This window comes from Actinomadura sp. 9N407 (assembly GCF_044326315.1).
Taxonomy (GTDB): domain Bacteria; phylum Actinomycetota; class Actinomycetes; order Streptosporangiales; family Streptosporangiaceae; genus Spirillospora.
This window is the reverse complement of the sequence record NZ_JBIRAW010000015.1, coordinates 121,350-146,573: the sequence shown is the minus strand read 5'-3', so window position 1 is coordinate 146,573 and position 25,224 is coordinate 121,350. Positions and strand designations below refer to the sequence as shown.

23 protein-coding genes are annotated in these 25,224 nt (G+C 72.1%); 14 read left to right on the top strand and 9 right to left on the bottom strand.

Annotation, left to right across the window (positions count from 1 at the left end):
- Positions 1–10 precede the first annotated feature (10 nt).
- Together ACH34Q_RS24250 and ACH34Q_RS24245 are read right to left on the bottom strand one after the other, a co-directional pair.
- On the bottom strand, positions 11–1,474 hold the full coding sequence (locus tag ACH34Q_RS24250; protein ID WP_395985327.1) for a S8 family serine peptidase: 1,464 nt from the start codon (positions 1,472–1,474) through the stop codon (positions 11–13).
- The gene (locus tag ACH34Q_RS24245; RefSeq protein WP_395985326.1) at positions 1,462–2,277 is read right to left on the bottom strand and encodes a hypothetical protein; all 816 of its coding nucleotides are present in this window, start codon (positions 2,275–2,277) and stop codon (positions 1,462–1,464) included. The genes ACH34Q_RS24250 and ACH34Q_RS24245 overlap by 13 nt, the downstream gene beginning before the upstream one ends.
- Before the next feature lie 233 nt (positions 2,278–2,510).
- On the opposite strand from ACH34Q_RS24245, the gene moeZ reads away from it, so the two are divergent.
- On the top strand, positions 2,511–3,692 hold the full coding sequence (gene moeZ / locus ACH34Q_RS24240) for an adenylyltransferase/sulfurtransferase MoeZ (protein ID WP_395985325.1): 1,182 nt from the start codon (positions 2,511–2,513) through the stop codon (positions 3,690–3,692).
- Here the strand turns inward: moeZ and ACH34Q_RS24235 are convergent.
- Complete coding sequence (locus tag ACH34Q_RS24235) at positions 3,686–4,489, bottom strand: TetR/AcrR family transcriptional regulator (protein WP_395985324.1); 804 nt, start codon at positions 4,487–4,489, stop codon at positions 3,686–3,688. The two genes, moeZ and ACH34Q_RS24235, sit on opposite strands and share 7 nt — an antisense overlap.
- Positions 4,490–4,724: 235 nt before the next feature.
- On the opposite strand from ACH34Q_RS24235, the gene ACH34Q_RS24230 reads away from it, so the two are divergent.
- The 3 genes from ACH34Q_RS24230 (at position 4,725) to ACH34Q_RS24220 (ending at position 8,336) form a co-directional block, all read left to right on the top strand.
- On the top strand, positions 4,725–6,887 hold the full coding sequence (locus tag ACH34Q_RS24230; protein ID WP_395985323.1) for an MMPL family transporter: 2,163 nt from the start codon (positions 4,725–4,727) through the stop codon (positions 6,885–6,887).
- 100 nt (positions 6,888–6,987) lie between these two features.
- Positions 6,988–7,749 (top strand): SGNH/GDSL hydrolase family protein, encoded by a 762-nt coding sequence (locus ACH34Q_RS24225; protein WP_395985322.1) that lies wholly within the window; start codon positions 6,988–6,990, stop codon positions 7,747–7,749.
- 62 nt (positions 7,750–7,811) lie between these two features.
- Positions 7,812–8,336, top strand: coding sequence for a superoxide dismutase family protein (locus ACH34Q_RS24220; protein WP_395985321.1), 525 nt, complete (start codon positions 7,812–7,814; stop codon positions 8,334–8,336).
- 122 nt (positions 8,337–8,458) lie between these two features.
- On the opposite strand, the gene ACH34Q_RS24215 is transcribed toward ACH34Q_RS24220, so the two are convergent.
- Complete coding sequence (locus ACH34Q_RS24215; protein ID WP_395985320.1) at positions 8,459–9,373, bottom strand: Ku protein; 915 nt, start codon at positions 9,371–9,373, stop codon at positions 8,459–8,461.
- 116 nt (positions 9,374–9,489) lie between these two features.
- On the opposite strand from ACH34Q_RS24215, the gene ligD (ACH34Q_RS24210) reads away from it, so the two are divergent.
- The 6 genes from ligD (ACH34Q_RS24210) to ACH34Q_RS24185 all read left to right on the top strand — a co-directional run bounded on the left by ligD (ACH34Q_RS24210) (position 9,490) and on the right by ACH34Q_RS24185 (position 13,254).
- Positions 9,490–10,464, top strand: coding sequence for a non-homologous end-joining DNA ligase (gene ligD / locus ACH34Q_RS24210; RefSeq protein ID WP_395985319.1), 975 nt, complete (start codon positions 9,490–9,492; stop codon positions 10,462–10,464).
- Positions 10,454–11,353 (top strand): non-homologous end-joining DNA ligase, encoded by a 900-nt coding sequence (gene ligD, locus ACH34Q_RS24205; RefSeq protein ID WP_395985318.1) that lies wholly within the window; start codon positions 10,454–10,456, stop codon positions 11,351–11,353. Before ligD (ACH34Q_RS24210) ends, ligD (ACH34Q_RS24205) begins: the two co-directional genes overlap by 11 nt.
- Positions 11,354–11,387: 34 nt before the next feature.
- The gene (locus tag ACH34Q_RS24200) at positions 11,388–11,657 is read left to right on the top strand and encodes a hypothetical protein (RefSeq protein ID WP_395985317.1); all 270 of its coding nucleotides are present in this window, start codon (positions 11,388–11,390) and stop codon (positions 11,655–11,657) included.
- A 158-nt stretch (positions 11,658–11,815) separates the two neighbouring features.
- Positions 11,816–12,436: a TetR/AcrR family transcriptional regulator gene (locus ACH34Q_RS24195; RefSeq protein WP_395985316.1), complete on the top strand. Its 621-nt coding sequence runs from the start codon at positions 11,816–11,818 to the stop codon at positions 12,434–12,436.
- Positions 12,437–12,620: 184 nt separating this feature from the next.
- The gene (locus ACH34Q_RS24190; RefSeq protein ID WP_395985315.1) at positions 12,621–12,857 is read left to right on the top strand and encodes a DUF3107 domain-containing protein; all 237 of its coding nucleotides are present in this window, start codon (positions 12,621–12,623) and stop codon (positions 12,855–12,857) included.
- A 115-nt stretch (positions 12,858–12,972) separates the two neighbouring features.
- The gene (locus ACH34Q_RS24185) at positions 12,973–13,254 is read left to right on the top strand and encodes a GlsB/YeaQ/YmgE family stress response membrane protein (RefSeq protein WP_395985314.1); all 282 of its coding nucleotides are present in this window, start codon (positions 12,973–12,975) and stop codon (positions 13,252–13,254) included.
- Positions 13,255–13,349: 95 nt separating this feature from the next.
- Here the strand turns inward: ACH34Q_RS24185 and ACH34Q_RS24180 are convergent, their stop codons facing one another.
- Together ACH34Q_RS24180 and ACH34Q_RS24175 are read right to left on the bottom strand one after the other, a co-directional pair.
- Positions 13,350–15,326: a serine/threonine-protein kinase gene (locus tag ACH34Q_RS24180; protein WP_395985313.1), complete on the bottom strand. Its 1,977-nt coding sequence runs from the start codon at positions 15,324–15,326 to the stop codon at positions 13,350–13,352.
- Positions 15,323–17,146 carry a serine/threonine-protein kinase gene (locus ACH34Q_RS24175; protein WP_395985312.1) on the bottom strand — a complete coding sequence of 608 codons (1,824 nt, stop codon included), beginning with the start codon at positions 17,144–17,146 and terminating at the stop codon, positions 15,323–15,325. Before ACH34Q_RS24175 ends, ACH34Q_RS24180 begins: the two co-directional genes overlap by 4 nt.
- Before the next feature lie 634 nt (positions 17,147–17,780).
- On the opposite strand from ACH34Q_RS24175, the gene ACH34Q_RS24170 reads away from it, so the two are divergent.
- Positions 17,781–19,304, top strand: coding sequence for a DEAD/DEAH box helicase (locus tag ACH34Q_RS24170; protein ID WP_395985311.1), 1,524 nt, complete (start codon positions 17,781–17,783; stop codon positions 19,302–19,304).
- Positions 19,305–19,354: 50 nt separating this feature from the next.
- On the opposite strand, the gene ACH34Q_RS24165 is transcribed toward ACH34Q_RS24170, so the two are convergent.
- Positions 19,355–20,035, bottom strand: a complete 681-nt coding sequence (locus ACH34Q_RS24165; protein ID WP_395985310.1) for a glycerophosphodiester phosphodiesterase — start codon at positions 20,033–20,035, stop codon at positions 19,355–19,357.
- Positions 20,036–20,105: 70 nt separating this feature from the next.
- Here ACH34Q_RS24165 and ACH34Q_RS24160 point away from each other — a divergent pair, with 70 nt between their 5' ends.
- Together ACH34Q_RS24160 and ACH34Q_RS24155 are read left to right on the top strand one after the other, a co-directional pair.
- Entirely contained in the window at positions 20,106–20,984 is an 879-nt protein-coding gene (locus ACH34Q_RS24160) for an alpha/beta fold hydrolase (protein ID WP_395985309.1), read from the top strand.
- 137 nt (positions 20,985–21,121) lie between these two features.
- Positions 21,122–22,027 carry an oxygenase MpaB family protein gene (locus ACH34Q_RS24155; RefSeq protein WP_395985308.1) on the top strand — a complete coding sequence of 302 codons (906 nt, stop codon included), beginning with the start codon at positions 21,122–21,124 and terminating at the stop codon, positions 22,025–22,027.
- 1 nt (position 22,028) lies between these two features.
- Here ACH34Q_RS24155 and sigJ read toward each other — a convergent pair whose 3' ends face one another.
- A complete protein-coding gene (gene sigJ / locus ACH34Q_RS24150; protein WP_395985307.1) occupies positions 22,029–22,985 on the bottom strand; it encodes an RNA polymerase sigma factor SigJ in 957 nt (318 codons plus the stop codon).
- A gap of 150 nt (positions 22,986–23,135) precedes the next feature.
- Here sigJ and ACH34Q_RS24145 point away from each other — a divergent pair, with 150 nt between their 5' ends.
- Complete coding sequence (locus ACH34Q_RS24145; RefSeq protein WP_395985306.1) at positions 23,136–24,215, top strand: nuclear transport factor 2 family protein; 1,080 nt, start codon at positions 23,136–23,138, stop codon at positions 24,213–24,215.
- Positions 24,216–24,264: 49 nt separating this feature from the next.
- Here ACH34Q_RS24145 and ACH34Q_RS24140 read toward each other — a convergent pair whose 3' ends face one another.
- Positions 24,265–25,215 carry a RecB family exonuclease gene (locus ACH34Q_RS24140; RefSeq protein WP_395985305.1) on the bottom strand — a complete coding sequence of 317 codons (951 nt, stop codon included), beginning with the start codon at positions 25,213–25,215 and terminating at the stop codon, positions 24,265–24,267.
- Positions 25,216–25,224: the final 9 nt, after the last annotated feature.

Genomic DNA, 25,224 nt, shown 5'->3' with positions numbered 1-25,224 from the left:
CGAACCGGGGTCAGTACGGCTCGCGCGGATCCGGCGGCGGTCCCCAGCCCTGCGGAGGCTCCGCGGGCGGCTGGACGCGGAGGTCCCGGGAGGTCCGGGGAGGCGGGCCCGCACCCGATCCCGGCGGCGTCCAGTGGTCCGGAGCCGCGCGCGGCGGCGTCCAAGAGTCCGGAGCCGAGCGCGGCGGCGGTGGCCCCGCGCCGGCGGGAATTCCGGCGAACGCGGGCCGCGCGCGCCGGGGATTGCGGCGCGCAAGCGTGATCCAGATGAGGAGTGCCGTCACGGTGCCGGCGATGCCCGCGGTCGTGACGACGGCGGCGACGGCGCTCATCCAGGCGGGATGTTCGATCACGTCTACCGGCCCGGTGTCGCCGGTACCGAAGCGCTGCCCGGCGGACTTGCCCGCGGCCCCGGCACGCGGCTTGGTCAGGGCGTCCGCCGCGGTGAGCGCGCGGGCGGCGTTGACCTCGCCGAAGCCGACCTGCTCGTCGTAGGTCTTGCCGGGCGCGTACCGGGTGCTCTGCACGAGCGCCTGGGCGACCAGCGTCGGAGGCAGTTTCGGGTGCCGCGACCGGATGAGGGCGGCGATGCCGGACACCAGCGCGGTGGAGTCGCTCGTCCCGGAGGACATGTAGTAGTCGCTGCCCGGGCCCGCGGACGGGATGCCGTCGCCGGGGGCCGAGACCAGTACCGAGTAGTTGGCGTTGGAGAACTTGGCGCGCCGGTGGTCGTCGTCGGTGGCGGCCACCGCGATCACGCCCGGGTAGGACGCGGGGTAGGTGTAGTCGGCGAAGCCGTCCTCGTCCAGCCGGCTCTTCTTGTCGCCGTCGTTGCCGGCCGCCGCGACGACCACGACGCCCTTGCCGATGGCGTACGCGATGGCCTCGCGCTCCGTCGGGCTCTCGGAGTAGTGGCCGAGCGAGAGGTTGATGACGTCGGCGTTCTTGTCGGCGGCGTACTTGATGCCGCGCGCCACCGCGTCCTCGGCCCGTTCCGACGAGCGGAAGCGCGCGTAGGAGGCGTCCTCGGGCTCGCCGATGCCGCGGATGGCCAGGATGCGCGCCTGCGGGGCCACGCCCATGATCCCGTTCCGGCGGCCGGGCCCGTGCCCGTGCCCTGCGATGAGCGAGGCCATCGAGGTCCCGTGCAGCCGGGCCGGGCGGCTGTCGCCGTCGATGTCGGCCAGCATGTTGGGACCGGTGGTGACCGAGCCGGCCAGGTCGGCCTGCTTCGGGTCCGTCCCGGAGTCCACGACGGCCACGGTCACGCCCTTGCCGCGGGTGGTCTTCCACGCGGTCTCCAGGTCCAGCGTCCGCATCATCGGCCGCTGCCGGTCGCGGATCTCGTCGGCCTGGACGGGGGCGGCGGGGACCAGGACGGCGGCGGCCAGCGCCAGCAGGGCCACGGCCCCGCTCGCCGTCCTGCGAGCCGTCCGCGTTGTCGGCACCGTCAGCACCGGGGTCAGCACCGCCATTCGCGTTTCGAGCAGTCCGGCAGGGCCTGCGTGGCGAGGGGCTTGGAGATGGCGAAGGCCAGCTCCGACGCCAGACCGAACGGCCGGCCCGGACGCTTCTTGGTGATCGCCTCGGCCGGGCGGCCGTCGGCGTACCCGGAGGTGGTCAGCAGGACGTACGGGCCTTCCCGGGTGACGGTTCGATCCTGCCGGGCGGCGTCGGTGAACCGGGCGGAGGCCGTACCGGGGAACGGCGAGGCGCGCAGCGCGGGCCGTACGCCGCCCGACCGGTCCTCGTCCGGCGTCCCGGGCAGCGCCCTCATCGCCTTGTCGGCGCGCCACTCGTCCGGGAACGCGACCACGCCGACCGTGACCACGATGCCCTGGAGCTGGTCGGCGTACGTGGCGCGCAGGATGGCGCGGCAGCCGTGCCGGCGCAGCACCGCGGTGTACTCGGGGTCGACGGCCGTGTCGCAGCCGGTCTGCGGCACGATCCCGGTCCGGGAGGCGAGCTCGCTCTTCTCCCGGCGCACGGTGTAGGCCACCCGCTCGGGGAAGATCCGTCCGGACGGCCAGACCTGCCAGCGGCGCGCCACCTCGGCCTTCGCGGCCCACTGCAGCTCGGCGTTGGTGGGCTCGCGGTTCAGCATGGCGTAGGAGCCGGTGAGCGCCACGGCGCTCATCATCAGGTAGCAGGACGCGAGCGCGGCCGCGACGACCATCCACTGGCGCCCGCGCAGGCCGAGCACGGTCGCGGGCGGGGCCGCGGCGGCCGGCGGGACGCCGGCCGGATTCGCCGGAGGACCCGAGGGGGCCGGCGGCATGGGGGGAGGGGGCATGAACGCCACAACCGCACAGATTAGCTGTGCTTTGCCCCGTTCCGCCCTGTCGTCAGGGTGATCTGTCAAGGCCCGGCACCGGCGCCGCCCGCCCAGAGTGGCCCTCACCTGGGGGGAATGCCCGGCGGCATGGCAAGGTTGTGCCGTGAAGAGGCAAGCGCAGCCGATGGCGTCTGCCGCCTGAACCCCAGCCGAGCGTCAGCACAGGAGCACTCACCGTGTCGTTGCCACCTCTGGTCGAGCCCGCAGCGGAGCTCACCCATGACGAGGTCAATCGTTACTCCCGGCATCTGATCATCCCCGATGTCGGGATGGCCGGGCAGAAGCGGCTCAAGAATGCCAAGGTCCTGTGCGTCGGCGCGGGCGGCCTCGGCTCCCCCGCGCTGATGTACCTGGCCGCGGCCGGCGTGGGCACCCTCGGCATCATCGACTTCGACATCGTGGACGAGTCCAACCTGCAGCGCCAGGTCATCCACCGCCAGTCGTCGCTGGGCAGGCCCAAGGCCGAGTCGGCCGCCGAGACGGTCCGCGAGATCAACCCGCTGATCGACGTCGTGGTGCACAACACGGCGCTCGACAACGACAACGTGATGGACATCTTCAACCAGTACGACCTGATCCTGGACGGCACCGACAACTTCGCCACCCGCTACATGGTGAACGACGCCGCGGTGCTGCTCGGCAAGCCGTACGTGTGGGGTTCGATCTACCGGTTCGACGGCCAGGCGTCGGTGTTCTGGGCCGAGCACGGTCCCTGCTACCGCTGCCTCTACCCCGAGCCCCCGCCCCCCGGGATGGTCCCCTCCTGCGCCGAGGGCGGCGTGCTCGGCGTGCTGTGCGCGTCGGTCGGCTCGATCCAGACCACCGAGGCGATCAAGCTGCTGGCCGGGATCGGCGACCCGCTGGTCGGCCGGCTGATGATCTACGACGCGCTGGAGATGACGTACCGGCAGGTCAAGGTCCGCAAGGACCCCGAGTGCCCGCTGTGCGGCAAGAACCCGACGCAGACCGGCCTGATGGACGACTACGAGGCGTTCTGCGGCGCGGTCTCCGAGGAGGCCGCCGACGCGGTGAAGGACGCCACGATCACGGCCACCGAGCTGAAGGCCATGCAGGACCGCGGCGACGACATCTTCCTGATCGACGTGCGCGAGCCGAACGAGTACGAGATCGTCTCGATCCCGGGCGCCACGCTGATCCCCAAGGGCGACTTCCTGGACGGCAGCGCGCTGGAGCGGCTGCCGCAGAACAAGAAGATCGTCCTGCACTGCAAGTCGGGCGTGCGCAGCGCCGAGGCCCTGGCGGTCGTCAAGAACGCCGGCTTCGCCGACGCCGTCCACGTGGGCGGCGGCGTGCTGGCCTGGGTCAAGCAGATCGACCCGAGCCTGCCCTCCTACTGAGGTTCTCCAGGTAGCCGAGGCTCCTCGGGGAGCCGAGGTTCCCCAGGGGTCGCGTCCCCGGCCTGCGCGCAGGCCGGGGACGCGTACTCCAGCCCGAGGTCGGCCGCGATCTCGATGAGCATCAGCTCGAACATCGGCTCGGCGTCGTCCAGGGCGAACGCCAGATGCCCGAAGACCTCCAGGCTGACGGCCCCCTGCAGGCGCATCCAGCATTGCAGGAACGCCTGGAGCACCCCGAGCGGCAGGTCCAACCCGCCCAGCGCCAGCTCCCGGTAGCGCCGGAGCTGCTCGCGCAGCCGCGGATCGATGTCCTCCTCGTCCGCGATGGGGAACGGGTGCTTGCGCCACAGCTCCAGGTACAGCATCAGGAACGTCCAGCCGAACTGCCGGGCGTTCTCCTCGGCCAGGTCGGCCTGCACGCCGTGGTCGGCGTGGACGGCGAGTCCCGGCAGCGGAGCGCCGAACACCAGCGCGTACTCCCGCCGGTGCGCGAACGCCCAGCGCCGGAAGGTCCGGGCCGCCGTCAGGAACTTGGCGCTCATGTCGCCCCCGGGGAGCGCGTGCAGCCCCTCCCTCAGCGCGTCGGTGAGCTCGCCGAAGATCTCCGCGATCAGGTGGCGCAGCAGTTCCTCGTGGCTGCCGAAGTAGCGGTACAGGGCCGGGGCGGTCATGCCCATCTCGCGGGCGATCGCCCGCAGCGTCACCGCCTGCGGTCCCTGCTCGACCAGGATCCGCCGGGCCGTTCCGGTGATCTCCCGGACGGTCGCCTCGCGCAGCCGGTCACGCCGTGACTTCACCACGCGCTCCTCTTCCACCGCTCGCCCTCTTCCACCTCGTCCGCCGGCACGTCCGCCGGCACGTCCGCCGGCCCGTCCCACCTGCCCGTCAATCTGCACGGGCCGGCCGCCTCCGCATGATTCCCCATTCACCCCGTTGACGAAAGCTAACGCCGTATGCAAAGTTAACACTGTTCGCAAGTAAACGCCGTTCACTGACGTGACGGTGTGTAGCGATTCAGTGGGGAGAACGGACATGTTCGAGAGCTGGGGCCGGTGGACGTACCGGCGGAGGCGGCCGGTCCTCGCGGCCGCGCTGGTCGCGATCATCGCCGGGGCCGTGTGGGGTACGGGGGTGTTCGGCGCGCTCACCTCGGCCGGCGGGTTCGACACGCCGGGCAGCGACAGCGACCGGGCCTCCCGGGTCGCCACCCAGGCACTGGGCCGCGACGACGCCGACGTGGTGATCCTCTACACCGCCGCCGACGGCCGCACCGTCGACGACCCGGGATACCGGAGCGCCGTCGAGGGCGCGCTGGCCGCACTGCCGGCCGGCGAGATCGGCAGCGTCGCCACGTACTGGACGACGAAGTCGCCGCAGCTCGTCAGCCAGGACCGCACCAGCACGTACGCCGTGCTGGGGCTGGCCGGCGACGCCGAGGCGCGGGACGGCGCGTACGAGGCCGTCCGCGACGATCTGGGCAAGGTGGGCGGCGGGCTGACCGCCGAGGTCGGCGGCGCCATCCCCACCGAGGTGGCGATCAACGACCGGGTCTCGGCCGACATCGCCCGCGCCGAGAGCATGGCGCTGCCGATCCTGGTGATCCTGCTGCTGGTCATCTTCGGCGGCGCGGTCGCGGCGAGCCTGCCGCTGCTGATCGGCGGGGTGGCGATCCTCGGCTCGTTCACCGCGCTGCACCTGCTGACCTACGTGACCGACGTATCGATCTTCGCGGTCAACATCACCACGTTCCTCGGGCTGGGCCTGGCGATCGACTACGGGCTGTTCGTGGTCAGCCGGTTCCGGGAGGAGCTGGGGCGTACCTCGTCCACCGAGGACGCGCTGGCCGCGACGATGGCCACCGCCGGCCGTACGGTCGCGGTCTCCGGGATCACCGTCGGGGTGTCGCTGGCCGGGCTGCTGCTGTTCGAGCAGAACTTCCTGGTCTCGATGGGGTACGGCGGGATCGCGACCGTCCTCGTCTGCATGCTCGGCGCGCTGACCGTACTGCCCGCGCTGCTCGCCGTCCTCGGCCACCGGGTCAACGCCCTGCCGGTCCGCCGCCGCAAGCGCGCCGGCACCGGCCCGTCCGAGAGCGGCTGGTGGTACCGGCTGGCGCACAGCGTGATGCGCCGCCCGCTGATCTACGCCGTCGCCACGGTCGCGCTGCTGCTCGCTCTCGGCGCCCCGTTCCTGGGCGTCAACTGGGGCGGAGTGGACGGCAAGGTCCTGCCCGCCGGCACCGAGCAGCGGGTCGTCGCGGAGACGCTGGAGTCGAAGTTCACCCGGAACGCCACCAGCCCGATCGTCGTCGTCGCCGACGGCACCGCCGACCGGGCCCGGATCGGCGCGTTCACCGAACGGCTCCGCGCCGTCCCGGGCATCACCGGTGCCGCTCCCACCGGAGCCGAGGGCGACACCACCCGCATCACGCTGCTGTACGAGGCGGACCCCAACTCCGGCGCCGCCCGGGACCTGGTCCGTGACGTCCGCGCCGTGGCCCCGCCGGCGGGGGCCGAGGTCTACGTCGGGGGCGTCACGGCCGAGGTCGTCGACCAGCTCGACAGCCTGGCCGGCACGCTGCCCTGGCTGGCGCTCACGGTCGGGCTCGCCACGTTCGTGCTGCTCTTCCTGGCGTTCGGGTCGATCGTGCTGCCGCTCAAGGCGATCCTGATGAACCTGCTGTCGCTGTCGGCCACGTTCGGCGCGGTGGTGCTGATCTTCCAGGACGGCAACCTGTCCGGCCTGCTGGACTTCACCGCGACCGGCTCCATCTCGCCCGCGATGCCGATCCTGATGCTGGCCATGCTGTTCGGGATCTCGATGGACTACGAGGTGTTCCTGCTCTCCCGGGTCCGCGAGCAGTACGACCTGACCGGCGAGAACACCCCGGCCGTCGCGATCGGCCTGCAGCGCACCGGCGCCATCATCACCAGTGCCGCGCTGCTGTTCGTGGTGGTGATCGGGGCGTTCGCGACCTCCGGGATCACGTTCATCAAGATGACCGGGGTCGGGATGGTGATCGCGATCGTGGTGGACGCGACGATCGTGCGGGCGCTGCTCGTACCGGCGACCATGCGGCTGCTCGGCCGCGCCAACTGGTGGGCGCCCGGGCCGCTCGCCCGCGTCCACCGGCGGTACGGGATCCGCGAGAGCGACGTCCCGGCCGAACGGCCGCTGGAGCCCGCCGGCACCTGAACCCGCACCTGGACCGGCACCGCCCGAACAGGGGTGCGCCTGGCTTGGCCTGGCGCACCCCTGTTCGGGTGATTCACCGCAGGTCAATAGCATGGTGGGCATGGCATGGACGCGATATGTGGCGATCGGCGACTCGTTCACCGAAGGGATCGGGGACCCCTACCCGGGCGGCGGCTGGCAGGGCTGGGCGGACCGCGTGGCGACGGAGCTGAGCGCCCGTACCGGCGGCTTCGCCTACGCCAACCTCGCGATCCGCGGCCGCCTGCTGGACGCGGTCATCGACGAGCAACTGCCCGCGGGGCTCGCCCTGGAGCCCGACCTGGTGTCGCTCTCGGGCGGCGGCAACGACCTGCTCCGCCCCGCCACGGACGTCGACGTCCTGGCCGGGCGGATGAACGAGGCGGTGGCCCGGCTGCGTGCCGCCGGCGCCGACGTGGTGCTGTTCACGGGCGTGGACCCGGTCGGCAGCGCCGTGATCCGCCGGACCCGCGGCCGCGTCGCGGTCTTCAACGAGCACCTGCGCGGCATCGCCGTCCGGCACGGCGCGTACGTGGTGGACCAGTGGTCGATGGACGTCCTGCGCGACTGGCGGATGTGGGACGTGGACCGCCTGCACATGGGGCCCGAAGGCCACCGCCGGGTCGCGCTGGCCATGCTGGAGACCCTCGGCGTCCCCGGCCTCGGCGACTGGCGCGTACCGGAACTGGACCCGCTGCCCGAGCTCAGCCGGGGCGCGCAGCTGCTGTTCGACGTGCGCTGGGCGCGCGGCCATCTGGCCCCCTGGGTCGGCCGCCGTCTCCGCGGCCGGTCTTCCGGAGATGAAATCTCGGCGAAGCGGCCGTCCCTGTCGCCGTTCGAGTGATGCGCTGATCACGTTCCGTGTGCATGATCGTTCCGTCCGTCACTCGACGAGAGGGAGACATCATGCCGACGATCAGACGCGCGGTCCTCACCTGCGCCACCACGGGGCTCGCGCTCGGCCTGCTCGCGGGCACGGCGCAGGCGTGCCCGGAGCCGCACAGGGTCAAGGCCAGCGGCCCGACCAACACCTACGTCAAGGCGTACAAGAAGGTGAAGACGAACGTCCACGTCCGTACCGAGCACGGCAAGACGACCGTCCGCCTGAAGGTGACCGGCATGCCGAAGTCCGCCAAGGGCAAGCGCTTCGGGGCCCACGTCCACCGCAACGCGTGCGGGCCCAAGCCCGGCGCCGCCGGCGGCCACTACCAGAACCCGGCCGCCAAGCCCGGTACGCCGCTGCGCGAGAAGGAGGTCTGGCTCGACATCAAGGTCGACCGGAAGGGCCGCGCGACGTCCAAGGCCGTCGTGCCGTGGAAGATCGCTAAGGACACCGCGGGCTCGGTGGTCGTGCACGCCAAGCCCACCGACCACCAGACGGGGGAAGCGGGCGACCGCCTCTTCTGCACCACCGTCCCGTTCGGCTCCTGAACGAGGCGTGACCCGGCGGCGAGCCAGCGGCGGCTCGCCGCCCACCCACCCCGTTGACTCGTGGCGTGTTCGCCTGTCTGCGGCCGTGGGAGGGCGAACACGCCACGAGTCAACAGAGCGGGCTAGGCGGATTTGCGGCTGCGCGGCTTGGGTTCGGTCTTCTTGGCCGGAGACGACTTGGCCGGGCCGGATTTGGCCGGGCCCGACTTGGCGGAGGACGACTTGGCCGGTGCCTTCTTCTTGGCGGCGGGCTTCTTCTCGCCGCGGTCCTTCTTGGCGGCCTCGACGCTCGCGCGCAGCGCGCTCAGCAGGTCGGCGGCCGGCTCCCCCTCGGCCTCCGGCTCGGGCCGGGTGACCTCGCGGCCCTCGATCTTGGCGTCGATCACGGCCTGCAGCGCCTCCCGGTAGGCGTCCTTGTAGTCGGACGGATCGAACTCCCCCTGCATGCTCTCGATCAGCGAGGTGGCCATGCTGAGCTCCTGCTTGCGGATCTCGATGTCCTCCTCCAGGAACGGGAAGTCGGGCGCGCGCACCTCGTCCGGCCAGAGCATGGTCTCCAGGACGAAGACGCCGCCGCGGACCCGCAGCGTCGCGAGGGACTCGCGCTGGCGCAGCGCCACCTTGACGATGGCGACCTGGTCGGACTGCTCCAGCGCGTCGCGCAGCAGCACGTACGGCTTGGAGCCCTGCGCGTCCGGCTCCAGGTAGTACGTCTTGGCGAAGTAGATCGGGTCCACCTCGTCCTGCTCGACGAACTGCAGGACGTCGATGCGCCGGCTGCTGGACAGCGGGAGGTCGGCGAAGTCCTCGTCGGTGAGCACGACCATCTCGCCGCTGGGCAGCTCGAAGCCCTTGGCGATGTCGGAGTACGGGACCTCCTCGCCGTCGACGGAGCAGACCCGCTTGTACTTGATCCGGCCGCCGTCCTCCCGGTGCACCTGGTGGAAGGAGACGTCCCGCTGCTCGGTCGCGGAGTAGACCTTCACCGGGATCGTCACCAGGCCGAAGGAGATCGCGCCCTTCCAGATACTGCGCATGATCCGTCCTTACCCCGGCACCTGTGCTCCTTAGCGTCGCAACCGGGCGCGATTTACGCCAGAAAGACGCTCTTGATCCTTTTTTCTCCGAGCGGAGGGGAGGGTAAGACGCGGATATGACCATGCCGTGGCCCGTACGCCCCATGATGGCCGCCACCGGAGACCTCCCCGACGACACCAAGCTCTGGGGGCTGGAGCTCAAGTGGGACGGCGTCCGCGTGATCAGTTACGTGTCCGCCGACGGCGTCCGGGCCAGTGGGCGCCGCACCACCGAACTGGCCGGACGCTACCCCGAGCTGTCCGGCCTCTCGGACCTGCTGCCGCACCACGACGTGATCCTGGACGGCGAGGTGGTGGCGTTCGAGGACGGGCGCCCCAGCTTCGAGCGGCTGCAGCGCCGGATGCACGTCGCCCGCCCCGACCCCCGGCTGATCCGCGAGGTCCCGGTCAGGTACGTGGTGTTCGACCTGCTCTACCTGGACGGGAACCTGCTGCACGACATGCCCTACATCGACCGCCGGACGCTGCTGGCGGACCTGGACCTGGCCGGTACGGGACCGGTCGAGGTGCCGCCGTTCCTGGACGGCGGGGACGCCGCGCAGGTCGCCGAGCTGATGGAGTTCACCAAGGAGCAGCATCTTGAGGGCCTGATGGCCAAACGGCTGGACTCGGTTTACCGGCCGGGCCGGCGGGTCGAGTTCTGGCGCAAGGTCAAGAACTTCCTCACCCGCGAGGTCGTGGTCTGCGGCTGGAAGCCGGGCAAGGGCCGGCGCGAGGGCGGGGTCGGGTCGCTGCTGCTCGGCGAGTACGACGGCAAGGGGCGGCTGTGCTTCGTCGGCCATGTCGGCACCGGCTTCAGCGACCGGACGCTGGACGAGCTGTACCTGGCGCTATGGCCGCTGCGCCGCCCGGTCAGCCCGTACGACGAGCCCGTACCGCGCGAGTTCGCCCGCGACGCGCAATGGGTTGAGCCGCGCCTCGTCGGGGAGGTCGCCTACAGCGTTCGGACCAGGGACGGCCGGCTGCGCTTCCCGTCGTGGCGCGGCCTGCGCGACGACAAGGACCCACTCGAGGTGACGCGTGAGCCCTAAGAAGACCAGCGTCCAGGTGGAAGGCCGCGATCTGGCGCTCTCCAACCTCGACAAGAACCTGTACCCGGAGTTCACCAAGAGCGAGGTCATCGACTACTACGTGCGGATGGCGCCGGTGATGCTGCCGCATCTGAAGGACCGTCCCGCGACCCGGATCCGCTGGCCCGAAGGGGTGCACGGCGGCTCGTTCTTCGAGAAGAACGCGCCCTCGTACACGCCGGACTGGGTCCGTACCGCGCGGGTCCCCACCCCGGGCAGCTCCACCGGCCGCGACCATCTGGACTTCATCGTCGTGGACGATCTTCCGACGCTGGTGTGGTGCGCCAACCTCGCGGCGCTGGAACTGCACGTCCCGCAGTGGAGGGTGGGACCGCGCGGCAAGCTGCACAGCCCCGACCTGATGGTGTTCGACCTGGACCCGGGCGCGCCCGCGACGATCGTGGACGCGTGCGAGGTGGCCCGGCTGCTGCGCGATCTGCTGGCGTCGGACGGGCTGGAGTCGTACCCGAAGACGAGCGGCAAGAAGGGCCTGCACCTGTACGTGCCGATCAAGGAGAGCTCGCGGACGTCGGAGTACGCCAAGGAGGCCGCGCAGCGGCTGGAGTCCGAGCATCCCGGCCTCGTGGTCAGCAAGATGGAGCGACGGCTGCGCAAGGGGAAGATCTTCGTCGACTGGAGCCAGAACAACCCGGCCAAGACGACGGTCGCCCCGTACTCGCTGCGGGCCGCCGATTCGCCCTCGATCTCCGCCCCGATCACCTGGAAGGAACTGGAGGCCTGCGACGGCGCCGACCGGCTGAGGTTCACGCCCGACGAGGCGCTGGCCAGGGTGGACGAGCACGGCGACCTGCTCGCGCCGCTGCTGGACGAGGACCGGCCGTCCCTGTGAACAGGTCGGAGGCCGGCGAGGAGGACCGGCGGGAATGGACCGGGCGGTGGCCGGGTACGACCTCGCCGCCACGGCCTCGCGGGGAAGGATGACGCAGATGAGCGAGATGGACCGAGCCGACCAGGAGCCCGGGAACGAGGTGGGCGAGGAGGCCCCGGAGGCCGACGCCGCCGAGCAGCGGACCGCCCTCCGTGACGATGACGGCCGCCTGGAGTGGCCGCAGCAGGTACCCTTCGACGCGAACGAGGCCGACGCGGCCGAGCAGGGTCGGGTGGTCGACCTCGACGAGGACGACTACCGCTGATCTCGATCCGGTCCCGATCGGGCCGCTGTGCCGCGTCACAGCCGATCGCCTCGGCGTTGTGGGTGACCCGCGAGGTTACCGGCGCGTAGGATGAGCAGATTGGTTCCCAGCGACGGGTACCCCTTTCCGTCGCACTGATTCGGTGATCGGAGAGTGTGGTGACCGCGACCCCGGACGCCCGCCCTCGTGGCACGCGACTGCCGCGACTGGCGCGCCGCAGGCAACTGCTCGGCGCGGCCCAGGAGGTGTTCGTCGCCCAGGGCTATCACGCCGCGGCGATGGACGAGATCGCCGAGCGGGCGGGCGTCAGCAAGCCCGTCCTCTACCAGCACTTCCCCGGCAAGCTCGAGCTCTACCTGGCGCTGCTCGACGAGCACGCCGAGGGCCTGGTGAAGACCGTCCGCGACGCGCTGGAGTCCACCTCGGACAACAAGCTGCGCGTGCAGGCCAGCATGGGCGCCTTCTACGACTTCGTGTCCGGCGACGGCGAGGCCTACCGGCTGGTCTTCGAGTCCGACCTGCGCAACGTGGCCCCGGTCCGCGCGCGGGTCGAGCGGGCCAACCAGCAGTGCGCCGAGATGATCGCGCGCGTGATCGCCGAGGACACCGACGCCCCGACCGACGAGGCGTACCTGCTCGGCATGGGCCTGGTCGGCATGGCCGAGGTCAGCGCCCGCTACTGGCTCTCGCAGCGCCGGGCCATCCCCAAGGACACCGCCGAGAAGATCATCGCCCGGCTCGCCTGGCGCGGTATCTCGGGCTTCCCGATGAACCCCTGACCCTGTTCGCCCACGGCGCCGCGTTCACGCGCGGCGCCGCGTTCACGCACGCCGCGTTCACGCACGGCTCGGCGTTCACTCACGGCGCAGCGCCCGCGCGGACGCGCGTGCCGATCTTCGTGCGACCATCGGAGTCGGACGTCCCGCCGGGGGTGGCGGGGCCCGAGGGACACAGGGAGCATCCGTGCAGGTTCGCATCGGCGTCCAGTTCGTGCCCAAGGAGCTCGTGGTCGAGACGGCGGAGACCGCCGAGGAGGTACAGCGCGCGCTGGGCGACGCGCTGGCCGAGGAACGCGGCGTCCTGGTGCTCAAGGACCAGCGCGGCGGCCGGGTGGTGGTGCCCGCCGACCGGGTCGGCTACCTGGAGATCACCGAGGAGGAGGGCCGGACGGTCGGCTTCGGCGGCAGCCAGTACGCCTGACCTGCATCGGCTCCCCTCCAGGTTTGAACCCGACTGAACGGGCATATCGATCGCCGACCGCGGGTCGTGGTCACCGACAGGAAACGCGACCCTCGAGAACGGATGGTGATCGACCATGCTCACGACGATCCTCTGGTTCATCGTCGTCGGGGCCGTCGTCGGGGCAGTGGCCCGGCTGATCGTCCCCGGCCGCAACCCCATCGGAATCCTGCTGACGATCCTCGTCGGCATCGCCGGCGCGCTGCTCGGCGGCGTGGTGGCCGACGCGCTCGGTGCCAGCACGCTCGTCGCGATCGTCTTCGCGGTGGTGATCGCCGCGCTCGGCGTGGCCGCGCTGACCGCGATGAACACCCGTGGCGGCGGCAAGGGCTGGCGCGCCAAGCGCCACACCCACTGAACCCACTGACCCCTACCCCCTGACTCCACGACGAAGGCCCCCGCGCCCTGCACGCGGGGGCCTTCCCCTGTCTCCGTACGCCTCCGCACGAACGGCTAGGGCGTGCCGGACGGGGACGGCGTCGGGGTGGCCGACCTCATCTCGTCCACCACCAGCGGCGTCATGAACCGCGCGAGCTCGCCCACCGGGAACGCGACGCTGACGGTCTGGCACACCTGGCCGCTCATGGTCATGTCGAGCCTCTCCACCGCGATCTCGACGTTCACTTCCTTCGGCCGCAGGTCCACCTGGATCGCCGATCCGGGCCGGTGCAGGTCGGTGGCCTTGAACCGGAACGGCTTGAGCGGCTCGTCCAGGAACGGCGCATCGGGCCGCAGGCAGCGGTCGCCCCGCTTCAGCACATCGGCCAGCGCGGTCAATCCGGCGGGCTGGAACGTGGTTGCCTTGAAGAGGTCGGCGGCACCGAGCGTGCGGCCGTTGGACAGGTCGATCACGACCGTGCTGCCGCTGGTGAAGTTCTTCACCCAGTTGCCGAACGAGCCCGGCTTGGGGCTGACCCCGAAGCCGTAGGACACCGACAGCAGCCGCTTGGTGCTGAGCGTCACCTGGGCGGTGGAGTGCACCTCCTGGACGTCCTCCCGCCCCGCGTACTCCTTGCGGTAGCTCGCCAGCCCCGTGTCGGACGCGGCGCGCAGGGCGGCGTTGATCCGCTTCTCGACGGCGTTGTCGCGGTGCCCGCTGATGGTCACGTACTGCTGCGACGCCGCGGCCGAGCCGCCGCCCGCCGGCCGGTTCGCGGTCACGACCTTGGCGCTGACCGGGACCAGCGCGGCGGCTGCGGGCGGTGCGTCGCCGCCGCCGGTCCCGACGACGTACGCGCCTGCCCCGCCCGCCGCGAGCGTGGTCGCGGCCACCGTCGCCACGATCTTGGTACTGGCGGCGGCGAAGATCCCGCCGCCGGACGTACCCGCCACGGCCCCGACGCCGCCCGCGCCGCCCGCCGCCCCGGCACCGCTTGCCGCGCCCGCGCCCGCGCCGCCCGCCGCCGCGCCGCCTCCGGCCCCAGCGGCCCCGGCTCCGGCCGCTCCGGCCCCGGCTCCGGCCCCGGCGGCTCCAGCTCCAGCTCCGGCGGCTCCGGCCCCGGCGGCCGAGCCCGCCGCCGCGGTGCCCGCGACACCGGCGGAGGCCGCGGGCATCAGCCCGGCGGCGATCAGCGGGAACAGCGCCGCCAGCGCCACCGCCGCGCCGGCCATGGCCCGCACGCCGCGCTGCTCCCAGCCGGGCCCGTACGCGGCCGTCGCGGCAGACTCCAGCTCGGCGACGAACTCGGCGGCCCCGTACGGGCGCTGCTCCGCCGCCTTGGCCATCCCGCGCGCCACGAGCGCCCGCAGCGGCCCGGGAACGGCCTCCACCGGCGGGGCCGTGTTGAGGTGCCCCTCCCGCAGCACGCCCAGGCCCTTGCCCTCGTACGGGCGGCGGCCCGTGACGCACTCGAAGAACACGCAGGTCGCCGCGTACACATCGGTGGCCGGGGACGCGGGCTCGCCGTTCCACTGCTCGGGGGCCATGTACGCGGGCGTCCCCGAACGCGCCCCTTCGCCGGAGAAGCCCGCGATCCCGAAGTCGATCAGCTTGCTGAGCCCGTCGGCCTGAACGACCACGTTCGCGGGCTTGTAGTCGCGGTGCACGACCCCGACCTCATGGGCGGCGGCCAGGCCGAGCAGCGAGCCCTTCAGTACGGTCAGCGCGGCCTCTGGCCCCAGCGCCCCGTACCGGGTCAGCAGTTCCTTGAGCGAGACCCCGTTCACGGCCTCCATCACCAGCGCGGCGCCCTGCTCTCCGGCCACGAACCGGTAGAGCCGGACCACGTGCGGGTCGGTGACCCGGCCCAGCATGACCGCTTCTTCCCTGAGCTGGTCGATGGCGGTGCCGTCCTCCTCCCGCCGGCTCAGGTACTTGATCGCCACGGGCGTCCCGGCGGTGGCGTGCCGGGCCAGCACGACCCGTCCCTGCGCCCCCGCGCCCAGCTCCCGTACCTCGGTGAATCCGTCGACGCGCCAGTTCTCGCTCATGTCCGTTCCGGGCTCGGGGAGGCCACCGGCAGCAGCGCCGCCACCTCGGGCTTGATCAGATCGATGATCTTGGCATAGGGCACCGGCCAGACCGCGCCGAGGCCGCATTCCGCGTGCGGCACGACGTACTCGAGCTGGACGTTCTCCCTGGTGAACGTCACCTGCACCGTCGCGATGCCGGGCACTCCGCGCGGATCGGGCTCCAGGTCGGCGGGCTTGAGCGGCCCGCTCAGGCAGTACCGGTCCTGGGTGGTCTCCGGGGGCAGCAGGCGCCCGATCGCGGCGACCCCGGACGCGCTCAGGTCCCGGAAGACGTCCTCCGCGCCGAGCACCCGCCCCGTCCGCAGGTCGACGGTGACCGTCTCCCTCGGCGCGATGTCCTCGTCGGCGACCGAGCAGGTCTTGGTCTCGAACGCGTAGAACACCGAGACCAGCCGGGGGCCGCTGTAACGGACGGTGGCCTTGCTCCCCACGGTGGCGCATCCCGGCACGGCCGCACCGGTGTGATTCCCCGCGATGTACGTGCGGAACGCGGCGATCCGGCGGTCCAGCGGCGCGCGCAGGGCACTGTTGACCCGCCGCACGAGCCCGTCGTCCACCAGGCCGCTCAGCTGGACGAACTGCGCGTTCTGGACCTGGAGGCTGGGCCGTCCGGGGATCGCGGTGGTGGTGTTCATGGTGGAGACGGCGGCGACCGGGCGGGTGACGGGATCGTCCTGGTCGGCCACGACGTACGCGGCCGTCCCGCCTCCGGCCGCCACGGCGGTGGCCGCGCCGACCGCCACCGCGACCTTGGCCCCGGTCGCGGCCAGGACACCACCGCTGGCGGCACCGGCACCGGCGCCCGCTCCTGCGGCTCCGGCCCCGGCTCCACCGGCCGCGCTCGCGGCACCGGCGGCACTCACGCCGACCGCCGCCCCGCCGGAGCCGAGGGCTGCGGCGCCCAGCGGGAAGAGGGCGGCCAGCGTCACCGCCGCGACCGCGAGCGCGCGGGTGCCGCGCCGTTCCCAGTCCGGGCCGTACGCCGACGTCGCGGCCGCCTCCAGTTCGGTCACGAACGCGGCGGCGCCCGGCGGCCGCTCGCCGGGCTCCTTGGCCATCCCCCGCGCCACCAGGTCGCGCAGCCGTTCCGGTACGGCCTCCACCGGGACGGCCACGCTCAGATGCCGGTACATCAGGCCCGCGGCGCCGTCGGCCACGTACGGCCGGCGGCCCGTGACGCACTCGAAGAACACGCAGGTCGCCGCGTACACGTCCGTGGCCGGGGACGCGGGCTCGCCGTTCCACTGCTCGGGTGCCATGTACGCGGGCGTCCCCGAGCGCGAGCCCTCGCCCGACAGCACCGCGATCCCGAAGTCGATCAGCTTGCTCAGCCCGTCGGCCCGCACCACCACGTTGCCCGGCTTGTAGTCGCGATGGACGACACCGGCCGCGTGCGCCGCCGCCAGTCCCAGCAGCGAGCCCTTCAGGACCGCCAGCGCCGCCTCCGGCTCCAGCGCGCCGCTCTCCTCGAGCATCCGCTTGAGCGAGACGCCGTCCACGGCCTCCATCACCAGCGCGGCACCCTGGCTCCCGGTGACGAACCGGTAGACCCGCACCACATGCGGGTCGGTGACCCGGGCGAGCATGGCCGCCTCGTCACGCAGCCCCTGGACGGCCCGGCCGTCGCCGTCCCTGCGGGCCAGGTACTTGATCGCGACCGGTCCGCCGCCCTCGTCGTGCCGGGCCAGCACCACCCGGCCCTGCGCCCCCGTACCGAGGTCGCGTACCTCGGTGAACCCGCCGATCCGCCATCCGGGCGCGGGCTCCGGGCCGGTCATCGCGCCCCCGCGGCCGCAACCGGCCGTCCTCCGGACGGCACCCCGCTCCCCGTCGATGCCCCACCCGAACGCATGCGTCCCACCCTCCGTGCCCGCTCCTGTACGGCAAACGATCCCGGCGAATCCCAGAATGTCATGATCATGCACGCGGTTGGCCGACAGTGGCCGTACGGGATTCCGGGCTCCGCCGCGCCTGTATAGGCGGGTGCCCACCCCCGCGCCACGCCCGTGACACCCGGCCCGCTACTCTTCAGCGACCTCATATACACCAGCCCCAACGGCAGTGGGAATAGCCGGTACGGGGCAATGTGTTCTCATAAGAGATCGACCATTGGTGTACGCATGCCACGGTCGGTACACTGCGTTGCGGAGTGTGACCGCACGCAGCCACAGCGCGTGACTGCTTTCAACCCCTGACTGCGGTCGCCGAAGGAATCTTGATCGACGGCTGGTCCCTCCCGCGCGAGCGCGCGGCCCACTCGACCCGGCGTGCCGCGAAGCCGCGGCACCGGGGTGACGAGCGCCGCCGCCCGGGAGTGAGGACCCCGCATATTGGAGGCTGAAAGCCCTGACTACCTTTCGCGAACTCGGGGTCGTACCCGAGATAGCCGATGCCCTCGCCACCGAGGGCATCGTGGACGCGTTCCCCATCCAAGAGCTCGCTCTGCCGATCGCGCTGAGCGGGCACGACATCATCGGCCAGGCCCGTACCGGCACCGGCAAGACGCTCGCCTTCGGCGCGGCGCTGCTGCAGCGGATCGAGCACGGCGGCAAGCGGCCCCAGGCCCTGGTCGTCGCCCCCACCCGTGAGCTGGCCCTCCAGGTCACCGAGGACCTCGTGGTCGCCGGCGGCAAGCTCGGCACCCGCGTGCTGCCGGTGTACGGCGGCCGCGCGTACGAGCCCCAGATCTCGGCGCTGCGCGACGGCGTCGACGTGGTCGTCGGCACGCCCGGGCGACTGCTCGACCTGGTCAAGCAGAAGCACCTCGACCTGTCCCAGGTCTGCATCCTGGTGCTGGACGAGGCCGACCGGATGCTCGACCTGGGCTTCCTGCCCGACATCGAGCGGATCGTCGAGCAGATCCCGGCCAAGCGCCAGACCATGCTCTTCTCGGCCACCATGCCGGGCGAGATCGTGTCGCTGTCGCGCCGCTACCTGACCCGTCCGACCAACGTACGGGCCGAGTCGCACACCGAGTCCGAGGCCACTCCCCAGGTCGTCCAGCATGTCTGGCAGGCCCACCAGATGGACAAGCCGGAGATGGTGGCGCGGCTGCTGCAGGCCGACGGCCGCGGGCTGACCATGGTCTTCTGCCAGACCAAGCGGACCTGCGACAGGGTCGCCGCCGATCTGGCCTCGCGCGGCTTCGCCGCCGCGGCCGTGCACGGCGACCTCGGCCAGGGCCAGCGGGAACGGGCACTGCGCGCGTTCCGCAACGGCAAGATCGATGTGCTGGTGGCCACCGACGTGGCGGCCCGCGGGCTGGACGTCGACGACGTCACCCACGTGGTCAACTACGAGTGCCCCGACAGCGCCGACACCTACATCCACCGGATCGGCCGTACCGGCCGGGCCGGCAAGGAAGGCGTCTCGGTCACGCTGGTCGACTGGTCCGACCTCACCCGCTGGAAGCTGATCAACAGCACCCTGGGCATGGACTGCGCCGTCCCGGAGGAGACCTACTCCACCTCCGAGCACTTCTACTCGGTGCTGGGGATCCCGGCGGGCACCACCGGCAAGCTCCCCAAGGCGCAGCGCGGCGAGCGCGCCGGCCTGGACGCCGAGGAGCTGGAGGACATCGGCGAGACCGGCAAGACCCGGTCGCAGCCGACTCGCGGCCATGACCGCGAGCATGACCGCGAGCACGACCGCGACAGCGAGCCCGAGCGCCCCCGCCAGCGGCGCAAGCGCAGCCGGAGCCGCACCCGCAACGGCCGCCCGGTCGAAGCGGGAGCCACCGAGGGCCAGGCCGAGCCCGCCACCACGGCGCCGGTCACCAAGGCACCTGCCACCAAGACGGCGCCCGCCGCCGACGAGGACCGTTCCGGCGGTGCCGTCGCGACCGAGCGCAAGCGCAGCAGGAGCCGCCGCCGTACCCGTGGCGGCCAGGCCTCCGCCGGGGGCGACGCCCCGGCCGGAAGCTCGCTCAACACCTGATCCGCACGCTGCGAGATCACGTTCCGCGTGATCTCGCAGTGACCGTGGCCCTAACCCCGGAGCCGCAGTGCCGTTCCGGGAAAGTCCGTGATGAGCACCGCGACCCGCGGATCCGCGAGGAAGCGGCTCATCAGCGGCTCGGCGTTGACCGTCCAGACCATGGCGGGAAGACCGGCGCGCGCGCACCGGCCCAGCACGCCGACGCGCGCCAGCCGGTGGTTGATCGCCACCAGGTCGGCCCCGCACTCGCGGATCGCGCGTAGCGGGGCGTAGTCGCGGACCGCGGCGCCCCGCTCCCAGAAACCCCGCCCCACCGACAGTGCGGTGGTCACCTCGGGAAAGCGCCGCTTGATCTGCGCGATCGAGGCCGGCTCCCGGGTCGTCACCACGAACCCGTCCGGCCCGAACGCCGCCAGCGCCAGCGCGACCGCCTCGTGCTCGCAGCCGCGCTCCTTGAGATCCAGATGGCCCCGGGCCCGGCCCCGGATGATCTCCAGTGCCTCCGCCACGAGCGGTACCGGCCGCGGCGCCAGCTCCCGCAGCCGCGGGTACGGGCAGCGGCTCAGCGGCACCCCCGCGACGGCGGCGTCATGGTGCACGACCAGCGCCCCGTCGGACGTACGGCGGACATCGATCTCCACGTACTCGGCCCCCGACGCAGCCGCGTCGTGCAGGCCCGCTAGGCCCGCCGAGTCGCGGCGATGCGCCGAGATCGCGACCCCCCGTTCCACAGCCCCGGACGTTACCAGCGAAGGACCTTGACCGGTGTCTTCGCGGACGAATTGAGTAGGGTGGCACCCTGTGAGTACGCCCCGGTTCCTGACCCTGCCCCCCGGCGTTCGCCGGACGTCGGTCGAGACCTCCCGCGGTAGCTTCGCCGCGCTGGAGGCATTGCCCGGCTCGGGCGTCCCCGAGCGCTGTCCCGCCTTGCTGGTCCCCGGTTACACCGGCAGCAAGGAGGACTTCCTGCCGGCGCTGCAGACCCTCGCCCGCTCCGGGCGCCGGGTCGTGGCCGTCGACCAGCGCGGCCAGTACGAGACGCCCGGTTCCGACGACCCGGCCGACTACACCCGGGCCGCGCTCGGCGCCGACATCGTCGCGCTGGCCGACGCCCTCGGACCCGATCCGGTCCATCTGGTCGGGCACTCGTTCGGCGGCCTGGTCACCCGGGAGGCGATCCTGTCGGAGCGGCTGCTGCCCGCCTCGTACACGATCATGGGCTCCGGCCCGGCCGCGATCGCCGGCAAGTCGTTCGACAACACCCGGGCGCTGTGCGAGGCCATCCCGGTGGTGGGGCTGGAGCAGATCTGGACCCTCCGGCTGGAGCCGGACGCGCTCCGCAACGGCCTGCACCCCAAGATCATCGGCTTCCTCAAGGCCCGCACGCTGGCCAACTGCCCGACCGGCCTGGTCGCGATGGGCGGCGAACTGACCTCGGCCCCCGACCAGGTGGACGAGCTGGCCAAGATCGCCGACGATGCCGACCTCAGGATCCTGGTCCTGTACGGCGAGAACGACGACGCCTGGCCTCCCGCCGTGCAGGCGGCCATGGCCGAACGCCTCGACGCCGCCAAGGTGGTCATCCCCGGCGCCGCACACTCCCCCGCCGTGGAGGCCCCGGAGACCACGGCCAGCGCCCTCACCGACTTCTGGAACCAAGCCGAACGCAGCACCCGCTGACCCGCTGAGATGCACCCGTCCAGGTCCGCGTGACGTCGCTCACGCGGGCCCGGTGGTGCGCGCACGCCGGTGTAATGACACACTTACTTGAGTTTGTCTCACGAGTGCCGTGTTGTCTTCAAGGCGAGGTGCCCCGCATGCCCGCGACCGTCATGCCCCCCGAAAGCGTCACCTGGCGCGTCCACATCGACCGGTCCATGTGGGTCGGCGGCGTGCGTAGCCTCATGTTCCAGGCCCTGCACCCGATGGCCATGTGGGGCGTCTGGCAGAACAGCAACTTCCAGGAGGACCCGTTCGGGCGCCTCCAGCGCACCTCCGACTTCGTCGGGCTGTGCACGTTCGGCGGTGAGGAAGAGGTCGAGACGGCGGCGGCCCGCGTCCGCGCGATCCACCGCAGCCTGCGGATCCTCAACCACGACACCGGCAAGAAGGAGCGGCTCGACCAGCCCGAACTGCTTCTCTGGGTGCACTGCGCGGAGGTGTACTCGTACCTGACGACCGCGCGGCGGGCCGGGCTGCTGCTCACGGACGCGATGGCCGACCGGTACCTCGACGAGCAGCGCGAGTCGGCGACGCATGTGGGCCTGCACGCCGAGGACGTCCCGGGCAGCGTCCGCGAGATGGAGGAGTACATGGCCTCCATGCGCCCGCAGTTGCGGGTCACGGAGGAGGCCGCCGCCACCGTGAAGTTCCTGCTCTGGCCGACGATGCCGGAGAACCTGAAGTTCCTCGCGCCCGGCAAGCCGGGCTACTTCCCGTTCGGGGCGCTCTGCTACTACTCGTTGCCGGACTGGGCCCGGAAGATGTACGGGACGCTGCCGGAGGTACCGCAGCCGGCCGTCACCGCCGCGCTGCGCTCGTTCCGGCTGGCGATGAACTCCGTACCGGAACGGGTCCACGACTACGCGTTCGCCAAGAACACGCGGGAGATGCTGGAACGTGCCCGGCAGGGGCTGGCCGCCGAGGGCTACGACACCAGCCACGGCCTGTACGGGCTGCGCGACCCGCGCCGCTGGCCCGACAAGGCCCTCATCTCCGCCTGACCTACCCCGTTGACGTGGGGGGCTGGATCAGCCAGGGACGGATCTTCTCGGGGTTTCGCACCGCCCAGATATGCCTGATCCGGTCACCCGCGATCTCGAACGCGAACACGGTCGCGATGGTGCCGTCCTGGTGCGCCACCAGGCCGGGCAGGCCGTTGACCGTGCACTCCCGGAACGTCGTGCGGTCGCCGGCCACACGGGCGATCTCGGCGTAGGCGCGGGCGATCCGCTCACCGCCCACGATCGGCTGCAGGTGGGTGACGGCCAGCCCGCCGCCGTCGGCGGTCGCGGTGGCGTCGGGGTCGAGCAGGCTGATCAGGGCGTCGATGTCCTTGGCCTCCCATGCCGTTCTGAACCGGCTGACGATGGCGGCCTGCCCGGCGGTCGGGCCCGCCGGCGTCCGCGCGGTGCGGACGCGACGGCGGGCGGACGAGGCCAGCTGGCGGCACGCCGCCGGAGTGCGGCCGACGATCTCGGCGACCTCGCCGAAGGGGTAGCGGAAGACGTCGTGCAGGACGAACGCGACGCGCTCGGCCGGGGTCATCGAATCGAGGACGACCAGGAAGGCCATCGTCACCGACTCGTCGAGGGTGACCCGATGGGCCGGGTCGATCCCGCCGACGCCGGAGCCCCCCGTGATCCACTCCGCGGGGTCGGGCAGCGGTTCCGGGATCCAGTCGCCCACGTACGTCTCCCGCCTGGCCCGCGCCGAGCCGAGCAGGTTCAGGCAGATGCGGCCGGCGACCGTCACCAGCCAGGCGCCGGGTGACTCGATGGCCCGCTGCTCCCGTGCGGACATGGCGTACCAGCGGGCGTAGGTCTCCTGCACGACGTCCTCCGCGTCGGCGAGTGACCCCAGGAGTCGGTAGCCGAGATTGATCAGCCGGCGCCGCTCGCTCATGATCGCGCTGAGGCCCGGATCGCTCTGCTCGTCGCCGGGCCCGGCTGTGGTGGTCATGGTCTGGCCGTCTCCCTCGCTCGCTTCCGCGCCTCTACCCGTTACGACAAGACAGCCCTTCGGATTGTGAGGCCGACGTGCCGCCTCACAATCCGAAGGGCTGCGCGGTCGTACGGGTGAGGACGACGACACGACGGATAGGGGACTTCGATGAACGACTTCCAGGCCATCGCGGACCGCGTCGAGATCGAGGCGCTGCGCGGCGAGTTCACCGACGCGGCGATGATGCGCGACCGGCTCCGCATGGCGTCGCTGTTCATACCGGACGGTGCCCTGCGCATGCCCGACATCCCCGCCGAGCTGGTCGGCCGCGAAGAGATCATTACCGGGGGCGAGCGGCTGCAGCGCCAGTGGGACTTCTTCGTACAGACCACACACCCCGGCACGATCCTGCTCGACGGCGACACCGCGACCGGCCGTGCCTACATACAAGAACTCGCGCGCACCCTCGACGGACGCCAGGGACTGAACTATGCCATCTACCACGACCGCTACCAGCGCACCGTGGAGGGCTGGAAGTTCGCGGAACGGGTGTACGAGATCAGGTACCTCGACACCTCCCCGCTGGCGGGCACGGCGCCCCATGCGGCGCGGGGGTCCGGGAACATCCCGGCACACGCCGCATCCTTCACCCACCCGGCATCGGCCGAACGACTGGAGCGGGCAGGCGCCGCACTTCGCGCCAACGGGTTCGCCGCCGAGATCCTCGATGACGCCGCGGCCGCGCGCGCCCGCGTCAAGGACCTGGTCCCCGAGGGCGCCTGCGTGCTCACCGGGGCCAGCGAGACCCTCAGGCTGTCCGGCATCGACGAGGACATCAACGCCGGCGGCCGGTACGACGCCATCAGGCCGCGCGTTCTGGCCATCGACCGGGCCACCGGTGCCGACGAGATCCGAAGGCTGACCGCCGGCCCGGAATTCGTCGTCAACAGCGTCGCCGCGGTCACCGAGACCGGCTCGCTCGTTCTCGCCTCGGGCAGCGGCAGCCAGCTCCCCGCCGACGCGGGCGGCGCCGCCCGCGCGGTCTGGATCGTCGGCGCGCAGAAGGTGGTGCCCGACCTGAGCACGGCGCTGCGCCGCGTCGAGGAGCACGCCCTCCCGCTGGAGAACGCCCGCGCCCAGGCGGTGTACGGGATGCCCAGCGCCGTCAACCGCCTGCTCATCCTCAACGCGGAACCCCGTCCAGGGCGCGGCACCGTGCTGCTTCTCCGGGAGGCCATCGGATTCTGACCATGGCGAGTGCTGCGACACCGGCTCGCTCCGCTCGGGGCGAGGCCGGTCAGTCGGTGGGGAGGGCCGCCCAGGGGTCCTTGCGGGGGGCGGCCTGCAGGCCCTCGGGGCAGTGCCGGGCGAAGTCGCAGTACGAGCACAGGTTGCTCGGGCGCGGCGGGAAGACCTCGTCGTACGGGGCGTGATCGACGGGGGCGCCGTCACCGGGGCGGGGCCGCGGCACCTTCGACGACCCGGGTTTCGACGACCCGGGTTTCGACGGCGCGGGTGGCGACGGCGGCTGCGGCTTGAGCCGGTTGCGGTACGCGTCGTCGGCGGCGCCGGCCTCGGCCGCGATCTGCTCGGCCCGCCGCAGGTGCCGCTGGAGGGACTCGTCGGTGTGCTCCCACACCGCGACCTCCCCGGACGGCAGGTGGTGCAGCTCCACGCGATGGCACGGGCGGCGCAGCACCCGGGCGGCGGCCATCGCGTAGATGGCCAGCTGGAGCGAGCCGCGGGCGTCGTCGGAGGTCAGGATGTGCCGGCCGGTCTTGTAGTCGACCACGACCAGCTCGGAGCCGCGGATGTCGAGCCGGTCGATGCGGCCCGACACGGCGATCCGGTCGGTACGGGTCGCCACGGTGCGCTCGACGCCGATCGGCTCGTCGGCCGGATCGAGGTGCGCGACGTACCGTTCGACCATCTCCCGGGCCCGGTCGCGCCACTCGGCGGACTGGGCGGCGTCCCGAAAACCATCGGTCAGCCAGCCGCGGGCCAGCAGCGTCCCGGCCGACTCGACCGAGCGCTCCGCCTCGGGCAGCCGCCACCAGGCCGCCAGCGCGTTGTGCACGCTGGAGCCCACGCTGTTGTGCGCCCAGGGCGCGCCCTTGGGCGGCGACGGCCGGTCGAGATAGGTCATCCGGTACCGCCGGGGGCAGTCCAGCCAGGCGTTCAGCCGCGACGGCGTGCAGGAGTACAGCCGCTGCGGCATGCCTTCCAGGCCCAGCTGCTCGGCGACCATGACTCAGCC